Below are 22,630 nucleotides of genomic sequence, written 5' to 3'. Positions count from 1 at the left end.
GTGCGGGAGGGACAGCGCCAAGGTGTGGGGGAGCGCCCGGCACGGGCGGGCTGCGGATTCTCCCCAGATTCTCCCCAGGGGGCCCTGCGGGCCACTTTCAGGTATTCGCAAGAGCTAAGTTGATCAACTGTGTTGATGTGTGGTCTACAGCCAGTCGCGCTTCTTGAAGATGACGTACAGGCTGACGCAGACCACTGCCATCAGCAGGATCGCGAAGGGGTAGCCCGCTGCCCACTGGAGTTCCGGCATGTCCTCGAAGTTCATGCCGTAGATGGTTCCCACGAGTGTGGGTGCAAACAAGATGGCAGCCCAGGAGGAGATCTTCTTGATCTCCTCGTTCTGCTCGAAGCCCGCTTCGGCCAGGGCGCGCATTTCGGCGTTCTGCTGTTGGGAGACCAGGGTGGCGTTCACCGTGAGGATTTCCGTGAGGGCCTGGCGGAAGCCGTCGACGCGTTCGCTGGTGTGGGTGACGTGGTCGGCCACGTCGCGGAGGTAGCGCTGGAGTTCCTCGTCCGTGCCGTATTTGGCGAAGCCCGCCATCAGTCCGTGGAGCATGCCGATCAGGGGGCGGGTGGCGCGTTGGAACTCGACCATTTCGCGGGAGAGTTCGTAGATGCGGCGCGAAACCGCCGGGTCGCCGCGGAAGACCTCCGTCTCGATCTCGTCGATGTCGGTCTGGACGCCCTCGACCACCGGGGCGTAACCGTCGACCACCGCGTCGAGGATGGCGTACAGGGCGGCCTCGGGGCCGAGGGAGAGGAGCTCCGGGGTCTCCTCCATGCGGCGGCGGACCGACGAGAGGTCCGGGGCGCCGCCGTGGCGGACCGTGATCAGGAAGTCCGGGCCGACGAAGATGTGGAGCTCGCCGAATTCCACCACCTCCTGCGCGTCCAGGTAGCGGGCGGCGCGCAGTACGACGAACAGGGTGTCGCCGTAGCGCTCCAGCTTCGGGCGCTGATGGGCCTCCAGGGCGTCCTCGACGGCGAGTTCGTGGAGGTTGAACTCGGCTGCCAGGGAATGCAGTTCGGGCTCGGTGGGGCGGTGCAGGCCGATCCAGGCCATGCCGTCCGGCTCCTCGCGCAGCCGCCGGAAGGTGTCCGCCAGGGTGGTGGGGGAGGCGATGCGGCGGCCGTCGCGGTAGACGGCGGAGTCGACGACGCTGCGGTGGTTCGGGGGAGCGGGGGCCGGTGGAGCGGGCTGCGGAGCGGCAGGGGGTCCCGCCGGGGGCGTGCCAGTTGGGGAGGAGGGGCGACGCCAGCCCGCGCGCTTGCCGGCGGACGGCGGGAGGTGGCGGTCTGGGCGCTCCGACATAGCAGGTCTGCTCCCGGTCGAAGGGTCGAACGGTCGAAGGGTTGAAGGGTCGAACGTCCGTTTACGGGCAAGAGGCAGGATATACGGGACAAACGGGCTCAGGGCTTGGCTCAGGGCTTGGCTCAGGGCTTGGCCCGGGCCTGGCGCCCGGGCCTTCGGCGGCCTGCGCTCGGGGGAACCGCCGCCGCCTTGCGGACAGAAGATGTCCGCAAGGCGAGTTAGCTTGCCTTCATGGCCTCCAGGACAACGCATCCCGTACTCGGTACCCGCGCACTGAACCGTGCCACGCTCGCCCGCCAGTTGCTGCTGAGCCGCGCCGAGATGTCCGCGCGGGACGCCGTCGCCCACCTGCTCGGACTCCAGGCGCAGAACGTCAAGCCCCCCTACTTCCAGCTCCACGCACGCCTCGACGGTTTCCGGCCCGCCGAGCTGGCGGGCCTGATGGAGTCCCGGGAGGCCGTCCGGATGGTCACCATGCGCTCCACCATCCACACGCACACCGCCCACGACGCCCTGACCCTCAGACCCCTCGTCCAGCCCGCCCGGGACCGCGAGGTGAACTACTTCCGCAAGGGGCTCGCCGGGGTGGACCTCGAACGGCTCGCCGAGCTCGCCCGCGCGTTCGTCGAGGGCGAGCCGCGCACCATGGGGGAGATCCGCGGGGAACTGCTCAAGGAATGGCCCGACGCCGACCCGCAGTCCCTGTCCGTCGCCGCCCGCTGCAGGCTCCCGCTGGTCCAGGTCACGCCCCGCGGAGTGTGGGGGCGCAGCGGCGGGGTGCGCCTCACCACCGTGGAGAACTGGCTCGGGCGGCCCGCCGGGGAGGCACAGCCCGTGGACGACGTCGTCCTGCGCTACCTCGCCGCCTTCGGACCCGCCTCCGTCAAGGACATGCAGGTCTGGGCGGGGCTCACCCGTCTGCGGGAGGCCTTCGAGCGGCTGCGCCCCGGCCTGGCCGTCTTCCGCGACGGGCGTCGAGCTCTTCGACCTGCCCGACGCACCCCGGCCCGACGCCGACACCCCGGCGCCGCCCCGCCTCCTCCCCGAATTCGACAACCTCCTCCTCTCCCACGCCGACCGCTCCCGCGTGGTCCCCGCCGAGATCAAGGGACGCACCTGGACGGGGAACCAGGCCCACTGCACCCTGCTCGTCGACGGCTTCCTCGCCGGCCTCTGGAAACGGGAGGGGAACGCGGTCACCGTCGAGCTGTTCGAGAAGGCGCCCCCCGCGCGCAAGGAGGAGATCGTCGCCGAAGCCGAGCTGATGGCCGCCGCCATGAGCGGACCCGAGGACCCCGGGAAGGTCTCCGTACGCTTCGCGTCAATCCACGGCTGACGTCGCTCTGGTGGTCCGGGCGGCGCACGCGGCACGATGCCTGGCATGACGACCGAAAGTGCGCAAGCCGACAGTACGCCGAACAGCGCCACCGCCCAGTTCCTGGCCGCGCGGGACTTCCTGCTGGAACGCCGCGGGGACTACGCGAGCGCCCACGCGGGATTCACCTGGCCCCGGCCCCACCGCTTCAACTGGGCCCTGGACTGGTTCGACCACATCGCCGCCGGGAACGGCGCCGACGCCCTGCGCATCGTCGAGGAGGACGGCTCCAGCCAGGCCCTCTCCTTCGCGGAACTGTCCGTACGGTCCGACGCGGCGGCCGTCTGGCTGCGCGAGCAGGGAGTCGCCGCGGGCGACCGGGTCCTGGTCATGCTCGGCAACCAGCGCGAACTGTGGGAGGTCGTGCTCGGCGCGATGAAGCTGCGTGCCGTCGTCATCCCCGCCACGCCGCTGCTCGGCCCGGCCGACCTGCGCGACCGCATCGAGCGGGGACACGTACGCCACGTCATCGCGCGCGCGGCGGACACCGCCAAGTTCGACGGGGTACCGGGTGCCTACACCCGCATCGCGGCCGGGCCCGAGGTCCCCACCGGGTGGCGGCGGCTGGAGGACATGTACGCGACCGAAGGCGCCTTCACCCCCGACGGCGAGACCCTCGCCACCGACCCGCTGATGCTGTACTTCACCTCCGGCACCACCGCCCGCCCCAAGCTCGTGGAGCACACGCACGCGTCATACCCCATCGGGCACCTCTCCACCATGTACTGGCTCGGGCTGCGCCCCGGCGACGTGCACCTCAACATCGCCTCGCCCGGCTGGGCCAAGCACGCCTGGTCCAACCTCTTCGCCCCCTGGAACGCCGGCGCCACCGTCTTCGTCCACAACTACGCCCGCTTCGACGCCGAGCGGCTGTTGGACGAGATGGACCGGCACGGCGTGACCACCTTCTGCGCCCCGCCCACCGTGTGGCGGATGCTGATCCAGTCCGACCTCACCCGGCTGGCCCGTCCCCCGCGCGAGGCCGTCGCCGCAGGCGAGCCGCTCAACCCGGAGGTCATCGAGAAGGTCCGCGAGGCCTGGGGCGTCACCATCCGCGACGGGTTCGGCCAGACCGAGACCACCCTGCAGGTCGGCAACTTCCCCGGGGTCCCCGTCAAGCCCGGCTCCATGGGCCGCCCCGCGCCGGGTTACGAGATCGTCCTCCTGGACCCCGTCACCGGCAAGGAGTCCGCGGACGAGGGCGAGCTCTGCGTGGACCTGCGCACCAAGCCCGCCGGCGTGACCACCGGCTACCGCGACGACCCCGGGCGCACCGCCGAGGCCATGGCGGACGGGCTCTACCGCACCGGCGACATCGCCTCGCGGGACGCCGACGGGTACCTCACCTACGTCGGGCGCTCCGACGACGTCTTCAAGGCCTCCGACTACAAGATCAGCCCGTTCGAGCTGGAGAGTGCGCTGCTGGAACACGAGGCCGTGGCCGAGGCCGCCGTGGTGCCGGCCCCGGACGCGCTGCGCCTCGCCGTACCGAAGGCCTACGTCACCCTCGCCGCGGGCTGGGAGCCCGGGCCGGAGACGGCCCGGGCGCTGTTCGAGCACTCGCGTGCGGTGCTGTCCCCGTACAAGAGGATCCGCCGCATCGAGTTCGGTGAACTCCCGAAGACCGTGTCCGGCAAGATCCGCCGGGTGGAGCTGCGGGAGCTCACCGCGGCCGGCTCCGCCCAGGAGTACGACGAGTCCGACCTGAGCCTCGGCTGAACCCCGGCCGGACTCGGCTGAGCGCCGGCGGCGGAACCTACGCGGGCAGGTTCGCCTCGATCGCGGCGACGACCTCGGGGGACTCGGGCTCGGTACGCGGGCGGAAGCGCGCCACGACCTCACCGGCGGGGGAGATCAGGAACTTCTCGAAATTCCACTGGATGTCCCCCGCCTCGCCCCCGGCGTCCGGGACCTTCACCAGCTCCTGGTAGAGGGGGTGCCGGTTCTCGCCGTTGACCTCGGACTTCTCCAGCATCGGGAAGGTGACGCCGAAACCGGCCGCGCAGAAGGTCTGGATGTCCTCGGCGGTGCCGGGCTCCTGCTCGCCGAACTGGTTGCAGGGCACCCCGATGACGGTGAAGCCCTTCTCCTCGTACGCGAACTGCAGGCGGGCCAGCCCCGAGTACTGGGGGGTGAGCCCGCACTGGGAGGCGGTGTTCACCAGCAGGATCGCCTTGCCCTTGTAGGCGGCGAGGCTGGTGGGCTCGTCGGACAGGCTGGTCAGCGGGATGTCGTAAAGGCTCATCGGGCTCTCCTGGCAGGAAGCGGGCATCGCCTCCGAGCGTAGGCGATGCCCGCAACCGGCTCCGGGGCGGCGGTACGACCGCTAAGCGCCCGTACCGATCAGCTCGTCCGCCGGGTCGTTGACCGGCTGGGGCATGCCCGTGAGGTCCATGACGAACAGCGGTATCCCCAGGTCGTCCGCGCGGGCGCGGGCGTCCTGCGTGTACCCGGCGAGCGCGAAGTAGACGCCGGTCGCGGAAGCTGTAAGTCCGTTCAGCCAGACGCACTCGACCGCCCGCACCCCGGCCGGCGCGGTGGTCGGGTCCACCTGTGCGACCAGCCCCGGAGCCCGCAGGTCCACGGCCGCCGAGGGGATCGGCCGTCCGTCGGGCTGCCGTACGTCCTGGAAGCCGAGCCAGCGCAGGTAGAGCGCGGCGGTGGCCACCGCGTCGCGGGCCGTCCGGATGGTCACCGGACGGAACGCGGGGCGCGGCACCGGGGCCGTCGGCGGCAGCGGTATGTGCGCCGGACGCGGATCCCGCCGCTCTGCGCCCGGCCGGGCCGGATCGGCAGCCCCGGAGGGCGCGTCCCCGGCGCCGCCGCCCCGGTACTCGCCCCGCTCCGCCGGGTGCCCGGGACGGGCGCGGTGCACGGGGTGCACCGCGATCCGCACCACCGTCCCGCACGATCCGCACCCCAGCTCGGGCCGCGGCCACTCGCTCTCCCGCCCGCACGACGCGCAGCGCACCGCCACCCAGCTCTCCGACCAGGTCCGATGGGTCAGCGGCTCCGGCGGCGCCGTCAGGTCCAGCGGCGGATCGACCGGGCTCCCGCAGGCGCAGGGGAAGACCGGGGCGGTGTAGCCGTTCTCGCGCAGGCACGCCGGGCAGCGCACCGGTACCGCTTCCGCCATGAGACCTGGACCCCCTCCGTCGCTGTGCGTAGGTACATGCTCCACCACCCGCCACCACCGGGGCGAGCGTGCCCGCCTTTTCCCCCGGATTCCCTCCACGGGCTCGGTCATTTGTGCAACACACCGAGCGGGACGGCGCTTTTGGTGGCATCGGGGGTGTCGAAGCGCCTTGACGACAGGGGAGCCGCCGCTTAGCTTGTTCCGTATAGCAGAACAATACTTCCGGATTACGGAAAAGCCTGACCGCCAGACCCGCAGGAGAACCTGATGCCCCGTATGACAGCCGCCGCCGCTGCAGTGGAGATCCTCAAGCTCGAGGGTGTCGAGCAAGCGTTCGGCGTGCCCGGTGCTGCGATCAACCCGTTCTACCGCGAGCTCAAGAACGTGGGCGGCATCAAGCACACGCTGGCCCGCCACGTCGAGGGTGCTTCGCACATGGCCGAGGGCTACACGCGCGCCAAGGCGGGCAACATCGGTGTCTGCATCGGTACCTCGGGCCCGGCCGGCACCGACATGATCACCGGCCTGTACTCCGCGATCGCCGACTCGATCCCGATCCTGTGCATCACCGGTCAGGCTCCGGTCTCGAAGCTCCACAAGGAGGACTTCCAGGCCGTCGACATCGCCTCGATCGCCAAGCCGGTCACCAAGAAGGCCACCACGGTCCTGGAGGCCGCCCAGGTTCCGGGCGTGTTCCAGGAGGCCTTCCACCTGATGCGCTCCGGCCGTCCCGGCCCGGTCCTGATCGACCTGCCGATCGACGTCCAGCTCACGGAGATCGAGTTCGACCCGGAGACCTACGAGCCGCTGCCGGTCTACAAGCCGCGCGCCACCCGCGCCCAGGCCGAGAAGGCCCTGCGGTTCCTGCTGGAGTCCGAGCGTCCGCTGATCGTCGCCGGTGGCGGCATCATCAACGCCGACGCCTCCGACCTGCTGGTCGAGTTCGCCGAGCTGACCGGCATTCCGGTCATCTCCACCCTCATGGGCTGGGGCACCATCCCGGACGACCACGAGCTGAGCGCCGGCATGGTCGGTGTCCAGACCTCGCACCGCTACGGCAACGCGACCTTCCTCGAGTCGGACTTCGTCCTCGGCATCGGCAACCGCTGGGCCAACCGTCACACCGGTTACAACCTCGATGCCTACACCAAGGGCCGCAAGTTCGTCCACGTCGACATCGAGCCCACCCAGATCGGCAAGATCTTCGCCCCGGACTTCGGCATCGCCTCCGACGCCAAGGCCGCGCTGGAGCTCTTCATCGAGGTCGCCAACGACCTCAAGGCCGAAGGCACGCTGCCGGACTTCTCCGCCTGGGCCGAGTCCGCCCAGGAGCGCAAGGCCACCCTGCAGCGCCGCACGCACTTCGACAACATCCCCATGAAGCCGCAGCGCGTCTACGAGGAGATGAACAAGGCGTTCGGCCCGGAGACCCGCTACGTCACCACCATCGGCCTGTCCCAGATCGCCGGTGCGCAGATGCTGCACGTCTACAGGCCGCGCAACTGGATCAACTGCGGCCAGGCCGGCCCGCTCGGCTGGACCATTCCGGCCGCGATCGGTGCAGCCACCGCGGACCCGGAGACCCCGATCGTCGCCCTCTCCGGCGACTACGACTTCCAGTTCATGATCGAGGAGCTCGCGGTCGCCGCGCAGCACAAGGTCCCCTACGTCCACGTCCTGGTGAACAACGCCTACCTGGGCCTGATCCGTCAGGCTCAGGGCGGCCTGGGCATCAACTTCGAGGTCAACCTCGAATTCGAGAACATCAACACCCCGGAGCTCGGCGTCTACGGCGTGGACCACGTCAAGGTCGCCGAGGGCCTGGGCGTCAAGGCGATCCGCGTCACCGACCCGGACGAGCTGGGCGCCGCCTTCGAGCAGGCCAAGAAGCTGGCCGCCGAGTACAGCGTCCCGGTGGTCGTCGAGGCCATCCTGGAGCGCGTCACCAACATTTCGATGAGCAAGACGGTCGACATGAGCGACGTCACCGAGTTCGAGGAGCTCGCGACCGAGCCGGGCCACGCCCCGACCGCGATCAAGGCCCTCAAGGTCTGATCCGTCCGCAGTGCACGACGGCCCCTGCCCCTCCGCGAGGAGGGGCAGGGGCCGTTCGGCGTGGGCCGTCCGTGGGCCGTCCGTGGGCCGTCCGTGAGTCGTCGGCGAGTCGTCCGCGGGCCGTCCGGGGGCTGCTCGGGGGCTGTCCGTGGGCCGTTGGGCGGCTATTCGGGGCGCGGGCCGAGCTCCGCGTCCACCGCGCCGGTCAGCAGCTCGCGGGCGCGCTCCAGGGTGAGGGAGCCGCTCAGCCAGCGCTCGCTCAGTCCCTCCACCAGGGCGGTCAGTCGCTCGGCGGCGTCGAGCGGCGTCACGTGCAGGTCGGCGAGGCCGGCCGCCTGGGCGTCCGAGACGGCGTCCGCCGTGTCCTGGGACCAGGCGCGGGTGGACTCGGCGAGGGTTTCGCGCAGGTCGGCGTCGAAGACGGCGCTGGCCCGCAGCTCGCCCCACGCGGTGCTGTTCTCGCGGACCCGCGGGACGTCCTGGAGCTCGCTCAGCAGCAGCTGGAGCAGCGCGGCGCGAGCGTCCTCGGTGTCCTTCAGGGCCTCGTCGGTGTAGCCGGTGGCGCGGTCGCTGACGAAGGCCAGCGTGCGCCGGATCAGGCCGGCCCGGTCTTTGAAGTGGTAGTAGATCAGCGCGGTGGAGACCCCGGCCTCGGCCGCCAGCTCCTCGACGCGCAGGCCCCTGACGCCGCTGCGCGCGATGACGCGGACGGCTGCTTCCAAGATCAATGCCTGGCGGTCGGCCACTCTTGTCCGCACCTTTCGTTCCACCCCTTGACTGAGCTTTCAGTCAGGTCTCACGATAGCTGCCACCCGACACCCTGACCGGATCTTCAGTCGCGCTCCGTCCGCCCCGGGAGTGCGCGTACACCCGGCTGCTCCCGGGCCGGGTACCGCGCAGGAGGCGCAGGAGGCGGAGGAGGGGCGGCGGATACGGCAAAGCGCCGGGTCACGGGACCGTCCGTGACTCGGCGCTCTGGTTGTTACCGCCCGACGGAGCGAGGCTGGCGCGACAGGACGTTCGCACCGCCGGGCGGAGACTGTGGGGAGGTGTGTGCACCTCCGTGTACGGGGGACCCCGTGCGTGGCCCCGTATATAGAGAGGGAACGGCTGGGACCGTGGCGGTCGGGCGACGGGAACTCCGGCGTCGTCTCCCTCAGGTCAAGAGACGGGCCTCGGAACCCATGACCACCGCACTGGCTCGCACGCCCGCCACGGTCCTCACGCGGCGCCAGCCGCATGGACTGGCGCAGTCTGCCCTCACCGCGCACCACCCCTCATCCGGGTCCGCGGGTCGGGCTCAGCACCCGGGGCCTGACCTCCCGTCAGGCCCCCGGTACAGCTGTGCGGCTCAGGCGTCGCGCAGGGCGCGAACGGCCTCCTCGACGCGCTTGCCGTAGTCGGCGTCGGCGGCGTGGAAGTGAGCCAGGTTCTTCTCGATGACGTCCTCCAGGGTGACCTGGGACAGGCCGCCGGCGATGTTCGCCACCAGACGCCGCTTCTCGGCCTCCGACATCAGGCGGTAGAGCTCGCCGGCCTGGAAGAAGTCGTCGTCCTTGGTGTGGGCGGGGGCCTCGTGGGTGCCCGTGTAGCCGGAGACGGCCTTCGGGGCGCCGAGTGCGAGACCGGTCTCCGCCGGACCCTGGTACGAGTTGGGCTCGTAGTTCTTGTCGTGGCGCGAACCGTTGCGCAGCGCCATGACACCGTCGCGGCCGTAGTTCTCGGCCTTCGTCGCCTTCGGGGCGTTGACCGGCAGCTGGGTGTGGTTCACACCGAGGCGGTAGCGCTGGGCGTCGGCGTACGCGAAGAGACGGCCCTGGAGCATCTTGTCCGGCGAGGCGGTGATGCCGGGGACGAAGTTGTTCGGGGAGAAAGCGGACTGCTCGACCTCGGCGAAGACGTTGTCAGGGTTGCGGTCGAGGACCAGGCGGCCCACGCGCTGCAGCGGGTAGTCGCTGTGCGGCCACACCTTGGTGAGGTCGAACGGGTTGAAGCGGTAGTCCGCAACCTCGGCGGCGGGCATGATCTGGACGTAGAGGGTCCAGCTCGGGTTCACGCCGCGCTCGATCGCCTGCAGCAGGTCGGTCTGGTGCGAGTTCGCGTCCTTGCCGACGAGCTCGGCGGCCTGCTCGCCCGACAGGCAGCGGATGCCCTGGTTCGTCTTGAAGTGGTACTTGACGAAGAAGGCCTCGCCCTGCTCGTTCGTCCACTGGTAGGTGTGGGAGCCGTAGCCGTTCATGTGGCGGTACGACGCGGGGATGCCGCGGTCCCCCATCAGCCAGGTGATCTGGTGCGTCGCCTCGGGGGCGTGCGCCCAGAAGTCCCAGACGTTGTCCGGCTCCTGCTTGCCCGTGAAGGGGTCGCGCTTCTGGGAGTGGATGAAGTCGGGGAACTTGATCGGGTCCTTGATGAAGAACACCGGGGTGTTGTTGCCGACGAGGTCGTAGTTGCCCTCTTCGGTGTAGAACTTCAGCGCGAAGCCCCGCGGGTCGCGGACCGCGTCCGCGCCGCCGAGCGAGTCGGCCACGGTGGAGAACCGCAGGAAGGTCTCGGTCTTCTTGCCGACCTGGTTCAGGAACGCGGCGCTGGTGTACGCGGTGACGTCGTCGGTCACCTCGAAGTGGCCGTACGCGGCCGAGCCGCGGGCGTGCACCACGCGCTCCGGGATGCGCTCACGGTTGAACCGGGCGAGCTTCTCGAGGAGCTGCTGGTCCTGGACCAGGAGCGGGCCACCGACGCCGGCGGTGGCGGAGTTCTGGTTGTCGGCGACCGGGGCGCCGGACTCGGTCGTCAGCGTGCGCTTCGACATGGTGACCTTCCGTACGGGTAACTGCTGACGGAAAGCGTCTTCCGTCATGCGAAACAGCCTAATTTCGGCAAGAACTAAACGTCAACAGTTTGTTGAACGAAGTTGAGGAGAGGTGATCCGGACGGTGCCGGCGCTTGGGCGCGACAGGACAGGTGTCAGCACCGGCACCATCCGGAAACTCAGGTCCCCGCGAGGGGAGGGCTCTGGTCCAAGCCCGGAGCCGGGCTCGGAACCAAGCTCGGATCCGGGCTCAGATCCGGGCGCCGGAGAGGCGCTCGACGGCGCGGAGCAGGGCGGAGTGGTCCAGGCCGCCGTCACCCTGGGCGCGCAGCGAGGCGACCAGCTGGGCGACGACCGTGCCGACCGGGAGGGCCGCGCCGACGTTGCGGGCGGCGTCGGTGACGATGCCCATGTCCTTGTGGTGCAGGTCGATCCGGAAACCGGGCTTGAAGTCGCGGTTCAGGAAGTTGTCCTTCTTGCGGGTCAGGACCGTGGAGCCGGCCAGACCGCCGTTCAGGACGTCCAGGGCGGCCTGGAGGTTCACGCCCGACTTCTCGAGGAAGACGACGGCCTCGGCGCACGCCTGGATGTTCACGGCGACGATGAGCTGGTTGGCGGCCTTCACCGTCTGGCCGGAGCCGTGCGGACCGCAGAGCACGATGACCTTGCCGAGCGCTTCGAGGATCGGCAGGGCCTCGTCGAAGTCGGCCTGCTCGCCGCCCACCATGATCGACAGGACTGCCTCGATGGCGCCGGCCTCGCCGCCGGACACCGGGGCGTCGATGACGCGGATCCCCTTGGCGGCGGCGTTCGACGCGAGGTCGATCGAGGTCTGCGGGGTGATCGAGGACATGTCGATGATCAGCGCGCCGGACCTCGCGTTCTCGAGGATGCCGTTCTCGCCGTAGGAGATGGCCTCGACCTGCGGGGAGGCGGGCACCATCGTGATGATGACGTCGGCGTCCTTGACGGCCTCGGCGATCGAGCCCGCCGCGGTGCCGCCGGCGGCGGCCAGGCGGTCCAGCTTGTCCTGCTCCAGGGTGAAGCCGGTGACCGGGTAGCCGGCCTTCAGGAGGTTCTCGGCCATGGGGGAGCCCATGATTCCGAGACCGATCCAGGCGATCTTGGGGAGGGTGCTCATGAGGAGGGTCCTTCTCTACATGCTTTGTACGAAGAGTTCGTGAGGTGCCTGGCTGATCGCCCGGACTTTGTCCGCCTACTCGGCGGCGCGGGCCTCGGCCGGGAGCCACGCGAAGGACGCGGCAGCGTCGGCCGCCTTGTACTCGAGGCCCACGTAGCCCTCGTATCCGGCCTTCTTCAGCTGGTCGAGCAGCTCTTCGAGGGGCAGCTCGCCGGTGCCGGGGGCACCGCGTCCGGGCTTGTCCGCGATCTGGACGTGCCCGGTCTTGGCGGCGTACTTTCCGATGACCTCGGAGAGGTCCTCGTCGTTCATCGCCAGGTGGTACAGGTCGAGGAGGAACTTGGCGTTGCCGAGGCCGGTGGCCTCGTTCACCTTGTCCACCACCTCGATGCCGGCCGGTGCGCTCACCAGGGGGTAGAGCGGCGACTCGGGCTTGTTGAGGGTCTCGATCAGGAGGATCGCCCCCACCCGGTCCGCGGCCTGCGCCGCCACGACCAGGTTCTTCAGGGCCAGCTCGTCCTGGACGGCCGGGTCCACGCCTTCGACGCGGTTGCCGTAGAGGGCGTTCAGCGCCTTGCAGCCGACCGAGGCGGCGAAGTCCGCAGCCACGTTGATGTTGGCGTTGAAGCGGTCCGACTCCTCACCGGGAACCGATACCGCGCCGCGGTCCGGACCCGGCAGCCGGCCGGCGTAGAAGTTCAGGCCCACCAGCTGGGTGCCCGCGTCCTCAAGAGCCTTCTTGAGGGCGTCGAGCTCCGCCTGTGCGGGGGTGGGCGTCTCGATCCAGGGCCACCACAGCTCGACCGCCGTGAAGCCCGCCGCGGCGGCGGCCGCGGGGCGCTCCAGAAGCGGGAGTTCCGTGAAGAGGATCGAAAGGTTCACATCGAAGCGCTGGTCCGTGTATCCCATGAGGGGTGTGCGCTCCTTCCGTATTGCGGAAGTTAGTTTCTGCTTGATGGAAGACTGCATGGAGGTTCGCGGGGCTGTCAAGTGCGGGCTCCCGGAAAGTCCCGAGTGCCAGGTAGCTTGACCGCGTGCGATTGAGAGTGGAGTTCACGACCGAGCCCTTCGACCTCGAAGAGGCTCCTGCCCACGCCGTGGCGGCCCGGGAGGTCATCCAGAAGGCCGAGCTGGACGCCGTGGACGTCGGTCCGTTCGGAAACACCGCCGAGGGGGAGGCCGGCCGGGTGCTGGCCGCGGTGGCCGCGCTGCTGCGCGACTCCCTGGAGGCCGGGGCGACCCGCGTGTCGCTCCAGGTCAACGTGATCGGCGAGGAGACGCCATGACCGAGCCCCGCGACCACCCGTTCGTCGCCGCGGTCAAGCCGCTCGTCGACGCCATGGGCGGCGAGCTGATGGATCCCGCCCAGGCGCAGCCCGACGACGTCGTGCTCAGGTGGGAGGGGCAGGACCTGCTGGCCGTGCGCCTGCCCCAGCTCTCGGACTCGCTGGACCGCATCCTTGCGGCCCTGGAGCGCCGGCACGGCGTACCGTTGTCCCAGCTCGACCGCAAGTCCAAGCAGGACGTCGTGCGGATACTGGAGGCGCGGGGCGCCTTCTCCGTGCGGCACGGTGTGGAAACGGTCGCGGGTGCCCTGGGCGTGAGCCGCTTCACGGTCTACAACTACCTGAACAGGGACGCCGGTGCTCAGGCGAAGGCCGACAAGGGCACCCAGAAGTGAAGCCGAGAGTGAACGCGATCTGACCCGCAGTGACGAGCCGCCGCCCAATTCACCCGGGCGGCGGCTTTTGTGTACGGGAAGTTTCAACAAAGTGTTGACGCCGTGTTGTCGAGGGCGTTAGCTATGCGCAGCCCGTCAAAGCAACAACAGGCCACGGAGGCCTACCGTGACTTCGAGTCCGACCCCGGGTCTCACCCGGTTCAACGCCTTGGACGACAGCGCGGCCGCCGCCGAGCTCCACGAGGTGTGCGCCAGCTCGGCATGGGGGAGCAGGCTGCTCGCCCAGCGCCCCTTCACCAGCGTCGAATCCCTGTTCGCGGCGAACGAGTCCGCCATGGCGGAGCTCACCGCGCAGGACCTCGGCGAGGCGATGGGAGGCCACGCGCCGATCGGCCGGCCGAAGCCGGGAGACCCGACCTCCGCCCGCGAGCAGCGCGGCATGGCCGGCGCATCGGAAGAGCTCAGGAACGAGCTCCTCGAACTGAACCTGGCGTACCAGGAGAAGTTCGGCCACGTCTTCCTCATCTGCGCCACCGGCGCGACCGGTGAGTTCATGCGGGACGCGGTCAAGGTCCGGATCGGCAACTCGCCGGAGCGGGAGCGGGAAATCGCCCGCGGCGAGCTCGTCAAGATCAACAAGATCCGTCTGACCCGCCTCGCAGAACTCGCAGAGGGAGAGTGAACATGAGCACCGAGACCACCGCGTCGGTGTCCACGCACATCCTGGACACCAGCATCGGCAAGCCCGCCGAGGGCGTCGCCGTCTCGCTTTCGGCCCGTACGGGTCCGGCCGGCGAGTGGGCCGCCCTGGGCGACTCCGCCACCGACGCGGACGGGCGCTGCAAGGACCTGCCGGCGCTGCCGGAGGGCACCACCCACGTACGTCTCGACTTCGAGACCGAGTCGTACTTCCATGACAAGCACAGTTCCGAGAAGCAAGCCGAGGCGCAGCAGGACGCCCCCCGCGTAAGGGACAGCGGTGCGTTTTTTCCGGAAGTGACGATCACGTTCGCGGTCACTCCCGGCGAGCACTACCACGTACCGCTGCTGCTCAACCCGTTCGGCTACTCCGTTTACCGAGGGAGCTAGCATGGCCACGATCCTGGGCCAGAACCAGTACGGCAAAGCAGAGAACCGCGTCGTCAAGATCACGCGGGACGGCGACACGCACCACATCAAGGACCTGAACGTCTCGGTCGCCCTTTCCGGCGACATGGACGACGTCCACTACTCCGGATCGAACGCCAACGTCCTGCCGACGGACACCACCAAGAACACGGTGTACGCGTTCGCCAAGGAGCACGGCATCGAGTCCGCCGAGCAGTTCGGCATCCACCTGGCGCGCTGGTTCGTGAACAGCCAGGAGCCGATCCAGCGGGCGCGCATCCGGATCGAGGAGTACGCCTGGGACCGGATCGCCACCTCGGACGCGAACTCCAAGTTCATCGGCTCCGACGAGGTGAACCACTCCTTCGTCCGCCAGGGCATGGAGACCCGCGTCACCCAGATCACGTACGACGGCCGGAACTGGGAGGTCATCTCCGGCCTCAAGGACCTGGTCGTCATGAACTCCACGAACTCCGAGTTCTGGGGTTACGTGAAGGACAAGTACACGACGCTGAAGGAGGCCTACGACCGCATCCTGGCCACCCAGGTGTCGGCCCGCTGGCGCTTCAACTGGTCGGACGACGAGCAGCGGATGCCCAACTGGGAGAAGTCCTACGCCGAGACCAGGAAGCACATGCTCCAGGCCTTCGCGGAGACCTACTCCCTCTCGCTGCAGCAGACCCTGTACCAGATGGGTTCGCGCATCATCAACCACCGTTCGGAGATCGACGAGGTCCGCTTCTCGCTCCCGAACAAGCACCACTTCCTCGTGGACCTTGAGCCGTTCGGCCTCAAGAACGACAACGAGGTGTACTTCGCCGCGGACCGTCCGTACGGTCTGATCGAGGCCACTGTTCTCCGGGACGGCGTCGACGCCCGTATCCCCGTGGACATGACCAACCTCTGATGCGGCACGCGCGTCCCGGGGCCCCGCAGTGGCCCCGGGACGGCGCGCCATGCATCCGCTTGTGAATCGGCACCCGGACGCATCACACGGGGCGGCAGTACTGTCAGCTGTCAAGGCCCCCGGCTCCGGCACTCAAATCTCCCGGGCCTTGCCGTGCCCGCACCGCCACTGAAAGCACGAGGAAGTCCCATGGCAGCATCGGCAGCCCCTGACAGCGCGGTCGAGCGCATCGTCATCGAGAACTGTGCGATCGCGACCGTCGACGCGAACGACACCGAGTACGCCTCGGGGCACGTGGTCGTCGCCGGCAACAAGATCGAGTCGATCGGTGCGGGCCGGGCCCCCGAGAACCTCGAGAACGTGGTCCGCCGCATCGACGGCACCGGGCACCTCGTGACGCCGGGTCTGGTCAACACGCACCACCACTTCTACCAGTGGATCACGCGTGGCCTGGCCACCGACCACAACCTCTTCAACTGGCTCGTCGCGCTGTATCCGACCTGGGCGCGCATCGACGAGCAGATGACCTACGCGGCGGCCCAGGGCTCCCTGGCGATGATGGCCAAGGGCGGCGTCACCACCGCCATGGACCACCACTACGTCTTCCCCAAGGGCTCCGGCGACCTCTCCGGCTCGATCATCCGCGCCGCGTCCGAGATGGGTGTCCGCTTCACCCTCGCCCGCGGCTCGATGGACCGCAGCGAGAAGGACGGCGGCCTGCCGCCGGACCATGCCGTCGAGACCCTCGAAGGCGCGCTCGCTGACACCGAGGCGACCGTCAAGAAGCACCACGACCCCTCCTTCGACGCGATGACCCAGGTCGCCGTCGCCCCGTGCTCCCCCTTCTCGGTTTCGACCGAGCTGCTGAAGCAGGGTGCCGAGCTGGCTCGCCGCCTGGGCGTGCGCATGCACACGCACGGCTCGGAGACCGTGGAGGAGGAGCAGTTCTGCAAGGAACTGTTCGGCATGGGCCCGACCGACTACTTCGAGTCGACCGGCTGGCTCGGCGAGGACGTGTGGATGGCGCACAGCGTCCACATGAACGACTCCGACATCGCCGCGTTCGCCCGTACCAAGACCGGCGTGGCGCACTGCCCGTCCTCCAACGCCCGCCTGGCCGCCGGCATCGCCCGCGTCCCGGACATGCTCGCCGCCGGTGTCCCGGTCGGCCTCGGCGTGGACGGCACCGCCTCCAACGAGTCCGGTGAGCTGCACACCGAGCTGCGCAACGCGCTGCTGATCAACCGTCTGAACCCGGTCCACCGCGAGCGCGCCCTGAACGCGCGTCAGGCCCTGCGGCTGGGTACGTACGGTGGCGCCCAGGTCCTCGGCCGCGCCGACAGCATCGGCTCGCTGGAGGTCGGCAAGTGCGCCGACCTGGTGATGTGGAACCTGAGCACGCTGGCCCACTCCTCCATCGCCGACCCGGTCACCGCGCTGGTCTTCGGTGCGGCCGCCCCGGTGACGCTCTCGCTGGTCAACGGCAAGCAGATCGTCGAGCACAACCGACTGCTCTTCGCCGACGAGGACGCCATCGCCGCGTCCACGCGGGAAGAGGCCCAGCGCCTCGCGCGGATCGTCGCGCAGGCCTGATCCTCCCCCAGCCACCGCTGGGAGGTACCCCCAAATGAGTCCGGCCGGGGGGGACGGCCCCCGGCCGGCGGCCGCGGACCCGAGCGGGGTCGGCGGCAGCCGTTCCCGGGAAGCGCCCGGTCTTTGCGGGCGCCCCCGGGAGCGGTGACTCGTGCCACTGGCTCGACCATCGCGGAACCGACTCGGGCGAATCGTTTCCGCGCACCCGTACTTCCGCGGGCACGTGCCTCCGCGCACCCCTGCCTCCGCGCACCCACAACTGAACACAGGCTCGACTCGCACAGCTTTCGCACCACCTCCATGACACCCACGTCCCTGCCGACGTGTTTTAACCGACCGGAGGAAGCCGTGGCCATGACGCCCAGGTTTCGAAAAGATGCAGTCGCAGTACCGGAGGAGAAGCACCCGGTCGACGAGACCCTGCCTCCGCTGAAAATGTTCACGAGCGGCCTCCAGCACGTAGCCGCCATGTACGCGGGTGTCGTGGCCCCGCCCATGATCGTCGGCCCCGCCGTCGGCCTCTCCGCCACCGAGACCGCCTTCCTGATGGGTGCCTCCCTGTTCACCGCGGGGCTCGCGACCCTCCTCCAGACCCTCGGTTTCTGGAAGATCGGTGCCAGACTCCCCTTCGTCAACGGTGTTTCCTTCGCCGGTGTGACCCCGATGATCGCGATCGGCAAGGGGGAGGGAGCGGACGCCATCCCGGTCATCTTCGGCGCGATCGTCGTTGCCGGAGTCGCCGGCTTCTTCGCCGCCCCCTACTTCGGCAAACTCGTCCGCTTCTTCCCGCCGGTCGTGACGGGTACGGTCATCACCCTGATCGGTGTCTCGCTCCTGCCCGTCGCCTTCAACTGGTCGCAGGGCGGGAACCGCACCGCTGCCGGCTACGGCTCGATGGAGAACATCGGGATGGCGGCCGTCACCCTGGTCGTCGTCCTGCTGATGCGGAGGTTCCTGCGCGGTTTCCTCCAGCAGATATCCATCCTGCTCGGCCTGGTGGCCGGCACGCTGATCGCCCTCCCCCTGGGCATGACCAGCTTCGACGCCGTCAAGAACGCCTCCGTGATCGGCTTCCCGACCCCGTTCCACTTCGGCGCCCCGCAGTTCCAGGCCGCCGCCATCGTCTCGATGTGCATCGTCATGCTCGTCTGCATGACCGAGTCCACGGCCGACATCCTGGCCCTCGGCAAGATCGTCGGCCGCCCGGCGGACGCGAGGACCATCGAGGGCGGCCTGCGCGCCGACACGCTCGGCAGCGCGATCAGCCCGCTCTTCAACGGTTTCATGTGCAGCGCCTTCGCCCAGAACATCGGCCTGGTCGCCATGACCAAGGTGCGCAGCCGCTTCGTCGTCGCCGCCGGCGGCGGCATCCTGGTCCTGCTGGGCCTGTGCCCGATGGCGGCCTCCGTCATCGGCGTCGTCCCCCTGCCGGTCCTCGGCGGCGCCGGCATCGTGCTCTTCGGTTCGGTCGCGGCGAGCGGCATCCAGACGCTGGCCGGCGCGGCCATGGAGAAGGGCGAGAACGCCCTGATCGTCGCCGCCTCGATGGGCATCGGCCTGATCCCCATCGCCGCGCCGGAGTTCTACCACGCCTTCCCGAAGGACCTGCTGGTCGTCCTCGACTCCGGCATCAGCACCGGCTGTGTGGTGGCGATCCTGCTCAACCTCGCCTTCAACCACCTCGGCGCCCGGCGCGGGGTGAGTACCCCCGATCCGGTCCCGGTGCACTGAACCGAACCGTGTACGGCGGTGCGCACGCCACCCACTGCGGGTGTGGCGTGCGCACCGCCACATCTTCATGTCCAGGCATCCGGAGTGCCCGAAATGGCTGCCTCGCCGAAGAGCATCAAGTACCAGTACAGAAATAGCCAGTCGAGGGAGCGGTAGCCAACCATTGTGTTTCGGTTGTCGGCTGTGGTTGGCCACCGGGTACCTCATAGGGGTGAACGGGGAGCGTCGCAGGGGCGTTGCCTTGGCGGAGTCGCCAATGTTGGTAGAGGCCATGCAGGGCCGCTATGGGAGAGGGGGTGGCTGGTGGCGCGTGGTGGGGGCCGACGGAAGAGTGAACTGCGGACGCTGGCTGATCCGTTCACCGTGTCGGCTCCCGCAGGTGCGCGTATCCGGGATCGTCTGCGCCTGTCCATCGGCGATGCCGAGATCCTGCGGGTCGTCGGCGAGCACCTCGGTCATCATGCTCGTGCGGATCTGGCTGAGCGTCTCCGCATCGGCAGAGTGCCTGTGAAGCAGAACCGGCGGCGGGAGCGTAAACGCGCCCTGACAGGGGTGTCGTCGTCGCGGTGGGCGGGGGCGATCACTCGTGTGTCGGAGGATCAGTTCCAGCTCAGCTTGCGCTGCCTGTTCGATGAACGAGCGGGACTGCGTAGAGTCGTCGCGAAGATCGGTAGGCGGCTGGCGGTGCCGTGCGGTGCGCGCGTGGGTGATGTTCGTGGCTATCCGAGCCGGGCTGAGCGTGCGGAGATGCAGTGCCGGTTGCAGGTGCTCACCGCCCGGCTGGCTGAGGTGGAGCGGCGAATTGAGGCCGGGCACCCGGCAGTTGTAGTGGGTGGCTGCCGTCTGGCGAAGGTGCGGCACAATCTCGCCAACGCTGGTCTCACGGAGGCCGAGTGGCGGGAGCGGTGGGACGCGCAGCGCATGTTCCTGACCGCCGATGGCGAGTCGGGCGCGCCGTACGGGAACTACACGATCAGCGTGGACCCGGCCGACGGCACGGTCACAATCGTCTTGCCCGAACCTCTGCGGTACTTGGCGAACGCGCCGCGTGGCCGCTACCGGCTCGCCTGCACCGTCACGTTCAACCACCGCCGCGAGGAGTGGCTGGACCGGGTCACCATCAATACTTCGGTGCGTTACGACATCGTCCACGATGCCGTACGCGGCCGCTGGTACCTCGACGCCTCCTGGTCCACCCCGAAGACGGTGCTGCCCACACCCGTCGAGCTGGCCGCCAAAGGGGTCCGCCTACTCGCCGTAGATCTCAACGCCGACCACCTCGCCGTCTGCGTCGTAGACGCGCACGGCAATCCAGTCGGTGAGCCCGTCGCCGTGCACACCGATCTGAGCGGCCCTACATCCCAGCGCGATGGCCAGCTCCGGGCCGCAATCACCGAACTGATCAACCTAGCCGAGACGAATGGCTGCGCCGGTCTGGCGATAGAGAACCTCGGCTTCGCCGACGCCCGCGCAACCGGCCGGGAAACCATGGGTCGTGGCCAACGCGGCAAGACGTTCCGCCGCATCGTCGCCGGACTCCCCACCGCGCGCTTCCGCGATCGGCTGCGCGGCATGGCCCACCACGCCGGGCTTGTCGTCGTTGCGGTCGACCCCGCCTACACCTCCCGATGGGGCGGCCAGCACTGGCAACGCCCCCTACAGCAGCAATCCAAGACCACCGTCACCGGCCACCACGCGGCCGCTGTGGCGATCGGCAGGCGCGCCCTCGGCTACGGGCTACGGCGTCGGCCAGGTGTGACCGCACACGACCAGAGGATCGTCGCGCGGAGAGCTACCGGCCAGACCGTCCCCCGCCCCAGGGCGCGCGGGAACACGAGCCCGCCAAGGACCACAGGCACGCCCCACCAGGGCACCAAGACCTGCCGGGACCGAAGCGACCAGCTCGCGCTGTTCCCCGTCTCCCAAGACCGTTCGGGGAGACAACCGGATAGCCCGGTATGCAGCGACTCGGCCAAGGGAGGCCGACATCGCTAGGAACGGTAGCCGCACATCACGGGCTGCGCGCCGGCCGAGACCTCGCGCACCCAGGCGCGGAACTCCGCCATCGCCGCCTCCGGATCGCAGCCGCCCCGGACCAGCAGGTCCCGGTCCAGCCCGCTCACCGCGAGGGCCTCGGGCACGAACGCATCACTGATCGGCCGCAACTCGCGGTAGAAGGTGAGCTCTTCGGGGTCCGCGGCCGTATACGAACCGCCGTCCTGCCGACCGGCGACGGAGGCCTCGAAGCTGATCATCGAGTACGGCCCGGGAATGGGCCCGTCGGCCTCGATGTCGACGGAGATGTACAGGGAGGGTCGTGCGGTACGGGCTGCCATGCCCGAGAGCATGGCAGCCCGTACCGCTTCGATCACCCGCTTTTCGCCGCTACGGCGCGGAGGTCAGGTACATCCCGCTCTGATCGGCTCCGGCCGTGTTCTTGCAGCTGACGCCCGAGTTCGCGGGCTGGGCGACGGCCAGGGCGAGGCAGCGTCCCGCGGCCAGCTGCCCGAAGTAGTTCGGGTGCATGGACTCCTGGATCAGGCCCTGCGTCTCGTTGTTGTCGATCCAGCGCGCCCACTCGCTGGTCTTCGCCGAGGCCGGGACCGTGGAGGTCACCTGCTTGCTGGCCTTGGCGCACACCTCGCGGCCCTGGAGCATGTCCCGCAGGTCCAGGAACTGCACGCCCTTGGCGGCGGCGACGCCCTTGATGCGGCCCGCGATCTGCGGCACGAGCGAGTCACGCGCCCAGTCCGAGTCCCGGTTCCAGAAGGGACAGCCGCCGCTGTTGAGGCGGCTCCAGTCGCTCTGCGGGTACCGGTTCTCGGCGCTCCGCGGGATCGGCGAGGGGTAGGACTGCAGCACGATCCGGTAGGAGGAGTCGGCGTACCCGGCCGCGCGCATCACGGCCCGTACCTCGTCCACCGACTTCCCGACGTTGGCCATGACCTGGTCGATCTTCTGGTCCACGCCGTACTGCTGGTCGTCGTAGCAGTAGGAGTTCCAGAGGACGAAGTCGAGGGCGCAGTCCTTGATGATGTCGGCGAAGCCGAGGTCGTTCCCGCCGATGGACAGCGCGATGACCTTGACGTCGTGGCTCGCGGCCACGGCGGCGAGCTGATCGGCCTGCGGGGCCTCGCCCTTGAAGGAGACCCCGCCGCCGGCGGCGCGGAACACGTTCTCGGAGGTCGCCCCGGAACAGGCCAGGTTCACGGCGACGTCGGCGATCGCGCCGGCGCTGCGCACCTCGGCGGAGTCGGAGCGGTGGCATCCGCCCGCCGTGGTCCCGTACACCTTGGCGGGATCGTAGGTGCTACCGGTGACCCATCCCCGGTCGGTTCCGTACCGGCTCCCGCTGTTGGTCAGGCTGTTGCCCTTCCAGCGCCCGGCCTCGCCGGATATGTAACTGTCGCCCATGGACACCACGGCGGTGGGCCCGCTCCCGGAACTGGCCACCGAGGTCCCGGCCCCACCGGCCACCAGCGCGCTGACGGCGAGGGGCAGGACCAACCCGGCCCCTGCCAGTCGTCGCACACGACGCCGGGCCCGGTCCTTGCTGACGTTGCGGAATCCGATCACTGCGGAACTCCTGCGGTAGGCCATGCCGAAGCCAGGAACAGCTGCGACGCATGGCTGGAAAAGTGGGGGTACCGCCGGCCGGTGGCATCGGAAAGGTGACACGCGCCCCCTTGTTACCGCTAGGTACAGGCAAGTTACGAACAAGTAACAACCGATCGGTCGTTCGGCTCGGCGTCCGGAAACGGCTCCGCCCCCGCTGCCTGGTGGC

Annotated in this window: 19 protein-coding genes and 1 pseudogene; 11 read left to right on the top strand and 9 right to left on the bottom strand. The window is 69.3% G+C overall.

The genetic code is table 11. The features are described from left to right. Window positions 1-144: 144 nt before the first annotated feature. Window positions 145-1,311, bottom strand: a complete 1,167-nt coding sequence (locus ACFCZ1_RS17155; RefSeq protein ID WP_376679086.1) for a magnesium and cobalt transport protein CorA — start codon at window positions 1,309-1,311, stop codon at window positions 145-147. A 231-nt stretch (window positions 1,312-1,542) separates the two neighbouring features. Between ACFCZ1_RS17155 and ACFCZ1_RS17150 the strand changes: the two are divergent. After that, a pseudogene (locus tag ACFCZ1_RS17150) lies at window positions 1,543-2,647 on the top strand (winged helix DNA-binding domain-containing protein). Window positions 2,648-2,692: 45 nt separating this feature from the next. Next, window positions 2,693-4,405: an AMP-binding protein gene (locus ACFCZ1_RS17145; RefSeq protein WP_376679085.1), complete on the top strand. Its 1,713-nt coding sequence runs from the start codon at window positions 2,693-2,695 to the stop codon at window positions 4,403-4,405. A 37-nt stretch (window positions 4,406-4,442) separates the two neighbouring features. Here ACFCZ1_RS17145 and ACFCZ1_RS17140 read toward each other — a convergent pair whose 3' ends face one another. Next, complete coding sequence (locus ACFCZ1_RS17140; RefSeq protein WP_376679084.1) at window positions 4,443-4,931, bottom strand: glutathione peroxidase; 489 nt, start codon at window positions 4,929-4,931, stop codon at window positions 4,443-4,445. Window positions 4,932-5,012: 81 nt separating this feature from the next. Further along, a complete protein-coding gene (locus ACFCZ1_RS17135) occupies window positions 5,013-5,822 on the bottom strand; it encodes a hypothetical protein (protein ID WP_376679083.1) in 810 nt (269 codons plus the stop codon). Window positions 5,823-6,089: 267 nt separating this feature from the next. Here ACFCZ1_RS17135 and gcl point away from each other — a divergent pair, with 267 nt between their 5' ends. After that, window positions 6,090-7,877, top strand: coding sequence for a glyoxylate carboligase (gcl, locus tag ACFCZ1_RS17130; RefSeq protein WP_376679082.1), 1,788 nt, complete (start codon window positions 6,090-6,092; stop codon window positions 7,875-7,877). A gap of 164 nt (window positions 7,878-8,041) precedes the next feature. Here the strand turns inward: gcl and ACFCZ1_RS17125 are convergent, their stop codons facing one another. The 4 genes from ACFCZ1_RS17125 to ACFCZ1_RS17110 all read right to left on the bottom strand — a co-directional run bounded on the left by ACFCZ1_RS17125 (window position 8,042) and on the right by ACFCZ1_RS17110 (window position 12,736). After that, on the bottom strand, window positions 8,042-8,623 hold the full coding sequence (locus ACFCZ1_RS17125) for a TetR/AcrR family transcriptional regulator (RefSeq protein ID WP_376679081.1): 582 nt from the start codon (window positions 8,621-8,623) through the stop codon (window positions 8,042-8,044). Between the two features lie 605 nt (window positions 8,624-9,228). Next, window positions 9,229-10,686: a catalase gene (locus ACFCZ1_RS17120; RefSeq protein WP_376679184.1), complete on the bottom strand. Its 1,458-nt coding sequence runs from the start codon at window positions 10,684-10,686 to the stop codon at window positions 9,229-9,231. A 250-nt stretch (window positions 10,687-10,936) separates the two neighbouring features. Continuing rightward, window positions 10,937-11,827, bottom strand: coding sequence for a 2-hydroxy-3-oxopropionate reductase (locus ACFCZ1_RS17115; RefSeq protein ID WP_376679080.1), 891 nt, complete (start codon window positions 11,825-11,827; stop codon window positions 10,937-10,939). Window positions 11,828-11,902: 75 nt separating this feature from the next. Continuing rightward, the gene (locus ACFCZ1_RS17110) at window positions 11,903-12,736 is read right to left on the bottom strand and encodes a TIM barrel protein (RefSeq protein WP_376679079.1); all 834 of its coding nucleotides are present in this window, start codon (window positions 12,734-12,736) and stop codon (window positions 11,903-11,905) included. Between the two features lie 125 nt (window positions 12,737-12,861). On the opposite strand from ACFCZ1_RS17110, the gene ACFCZ1_RS17105 reads away from it, so the two are divergent. From ACFCZ1_RS17105 to ACFCZ1_RS17070, 8 genes are all read left to right on the top strand, one after another. Next, window positions 12,862-13,113: a hypothetical protein gene (locus ACFCZ1_RS17105; RefSeq protein ID WP_376679078.1), complete on the top strand. Its 252-nt coding sequence runs from the start codon at window positions 12,862-12,864 to the stop codon at window positions 13,111-13,113. Further along, complete coding sequence (locus tag ACFCZ1_RS17100) at window positions 13,110-13,508, top strand: helix-turn-helix domain-containing protein (RefSeq protein ID WP_376679077.1); 399 nt, start codon at window positions 13,110-13,112, stop codon at window positions 13,506-13,508. The genes ACFCZ1_RS17105 and ACFCZ1_RS17100 overlap by 4 nt, the downstream gene beginning before the upstream one ends. Before the next feature lie 166 nt (window positions 13,509-13,674). Continuing rightward, the gene (uraD, locus tag ACFCZ1_RS17095; RefSeq protein WP_376679076.1) at window positions 13,675-14,190 is read left to right on the top strand and encodes a 2-oxo-4-hydroxy-4-carboxy-5-ureidoimidazoline decarboxylase; all 516 of its coding nucleotides are present in this window, start codon (window positions 13,675-13,677) and stop codon (window positions 14,188-14,190) included. Between the two features lie 2 nt (window positions 14,191-14,192). After that, on the top strand, window positions 14,193-14,597 hold the full coding sequence (gene uraH / locus ACFCZ1_RS17090; protein ID WP_376679075.1) for a hydroxyisourate hydrolase: 405 nt from the start codon (window positions 14,193-14,195) through the stop codon (window positions 14,595-14,597). Window position 14,598: 1 nt separating this feature from the next. Beyond that, the gene (gene pucL / locus ACFCZ1_RS17085) at window positions 14,599-15,522 is read left to right on the top strand and encodes a factor-independent urate hydroxylase (RefSeq protein WP_376679074.1); all 924 of its coding nucleotides are present in this window, start codon (window positions 14,599-14,601) and stop codon (window positions 15,520-15,522) included. A gap of 189 nt (window positions 15,523-15,711) precedes the next feature. Continuing rightward, complete coding sequence (locus ACFCZ1_RS17080) at window positions 15,712-17,115, top strand: 8-oxoguanine deaminase (RefSeq protein WP_376679073.1); 1,404 nt, start codon at window positions 15,712-15,714, stop codon at window positions 17,113-17,115. 354 nt (window positions 17,116-17,469) lie between these two features. Further along, the gene (locus ACFCZ1_RS17075; RefSeq protein WP_376679072.1) at window positions 17,470-18,846 is read left to right on the top strand and encodes a nucleobase:cation symporter-2 family protein; all 1,377 of its coding nucleotides are present in this window, start codon (window positions 17,470-17,472) and stop codon (window positions 18,844-18,846) included. 363 nt (window positions 18,847-19,209) lie between these two features. After that, entirely contained in the window at window positions 19,210-20,841 is a 1,632-nt protein-coding gene (locus tag ACFCZ1_RS17070; RefSeq protein WP_376679071.1) for a hypothetical protein, read from the top strand. Here the strand turns inward: ACFCZ1_RS17070 and ACFCZ1_RS17065 are convergent. Beyond that, window positions 20,838-21,182, bottom strand: a complete 345-nt coding sequence (locus ACFCZ1_RS17065) for a hypothetical protein (RefSeq protein WP_376679070.1) — start codon at window positions 21,180-21,182, stop codon at window positions 20,838-20,840. The two genes, ACFCZ1_RS17070 and ACFCZ1_RS17065, sit on opposite strands and share 4 nt — an antisense overlap. Window positions 21,183-21,231: 49 nt before the next feature. Then, window positions 21,232-22,422 (bottom strand): GDSL-type esterase/lipase family protein, encoded by a 1,191-nt coding sequence (locus tag ACFCZ1_RS17060; RefSeq protein WP_376679069.1) that lies wholly within the window; start codon window positions 22,420-22,422, stop codon window positions 21,232-21,234. Window positions 22,423-22,630 lie beyond the last annotated feature (208 nt).

It is taken from the genome of Streptomyces sp. NPDC056224, assembly GCF_042267665.1.
In the GTDB taxonomy this organism is placed as follows: domain Bacteria; phylum Actinomycetota; class Actinomycetes; order Streptomycetales; family Streptomycetaceae; genus Streptomyces.
The sequence above is the reverse complement of the archived record's forward strand: the minus strand, read 5'-3'. Positions and strand labels throughout refer to the sequence as shown.

Coding starts and splice junctions, on each gene's coding strand:
- gcl (WP_376679082.1), top strand. CDS start 6,090: ATGCCCCGTATGACAGCCGCCGCCGCTGCAGTGGAGATCCTCAAGCTC.
- ACFCZ1_RS17120 (WP_376679184.1), bottom strand. CDS start 10,686: ATGTCGAAGCGCACGCTGACGACCGAGTCCGGCGCCCCGGTCGCCGAC.
- ACFCZ1_RS17080 (WP_376679073.1), top strand. CDS start 15,712: ATGGCAGCATCGGCAGCCCCTGACAGCGCGGTCGAGCGCATCGTCATC.
- ACFCZ1_RS17135 (WP_376679083.1), bottom strand. CDS start 5,822: ATGGCGGAAGCGGTACCGGTGCGCTGCCCGGCGTGCCTGCGCGAGAAC.
- uraH (WP_376679075.1), top strand. CDS start 14,193: ATGAGCACCGAGACCACCGCGTCGGTGTCCACGCACATCCTGGACACC.
- ACFCZ1_RS17075 (WP_376679072.1), top strand. CDS start 17,470: ATGACGCCCAGGTTTCGAAAAGATGCAGTCGCAGTACCGGAGGAGAAG.
- ACFCZ1_RS17115 (WP_376679080.1), bottom strand. CDS start 11,827: ATGAGCACCCTCCCCAAGATCGCCTGGATCGGTCTCGGAATCATGGGC.
- ACFCZ1_RS17065 (WP_376679070.1), bottom strand. CDS start 21,182: ATGGCAGCCCGTACCGCACGACCCTCCCTGTACATCTCCGTCGACATC.
- ACFCZ1_RS17155 (WP_376679086.1), bottom strand. CDS start 1,311: ATGTCGGAGCGCCCAGACCGCCACCTCCCGCCGTCCGCCGGCAAGCGC.
- ACFCZ1_RS17145 (WP_376679085.1), top strand. CDS start 2,693: ATGACGACCGAAAGTGCGCAAGCCGACAGTACGCCGAACAGCGCCACC.
- ACFCZ1_RS17110 (WP_376679079.1), bottom strand. CDS start 12,736: ATGGGATACACGGACCAGCGCTTCGATGTGAACCTTTCGATCCTCTTC.
- ACFCZ1_RS17140 (WP_376679084.1), bottom strand. CDS start 4,931: ATGAGCCTTTACGACATCCCGCTGACCAGCCTGTCCGACGAGCCCACC.
- pucL (WP_376679074.1), top strand. CDS start 14,599: ATGGCCACGATCCTGGGCCAGAACCAGTACGGCAAAGCAGAGAACCGC.
- ACFCZ1_RS17100 (WP_376679077.1), top strand. CDS start 13,110: ATGACCGAGCCCCGCGACCACCCGTTCGTCGCCGCGGTCAAGCCGCTC.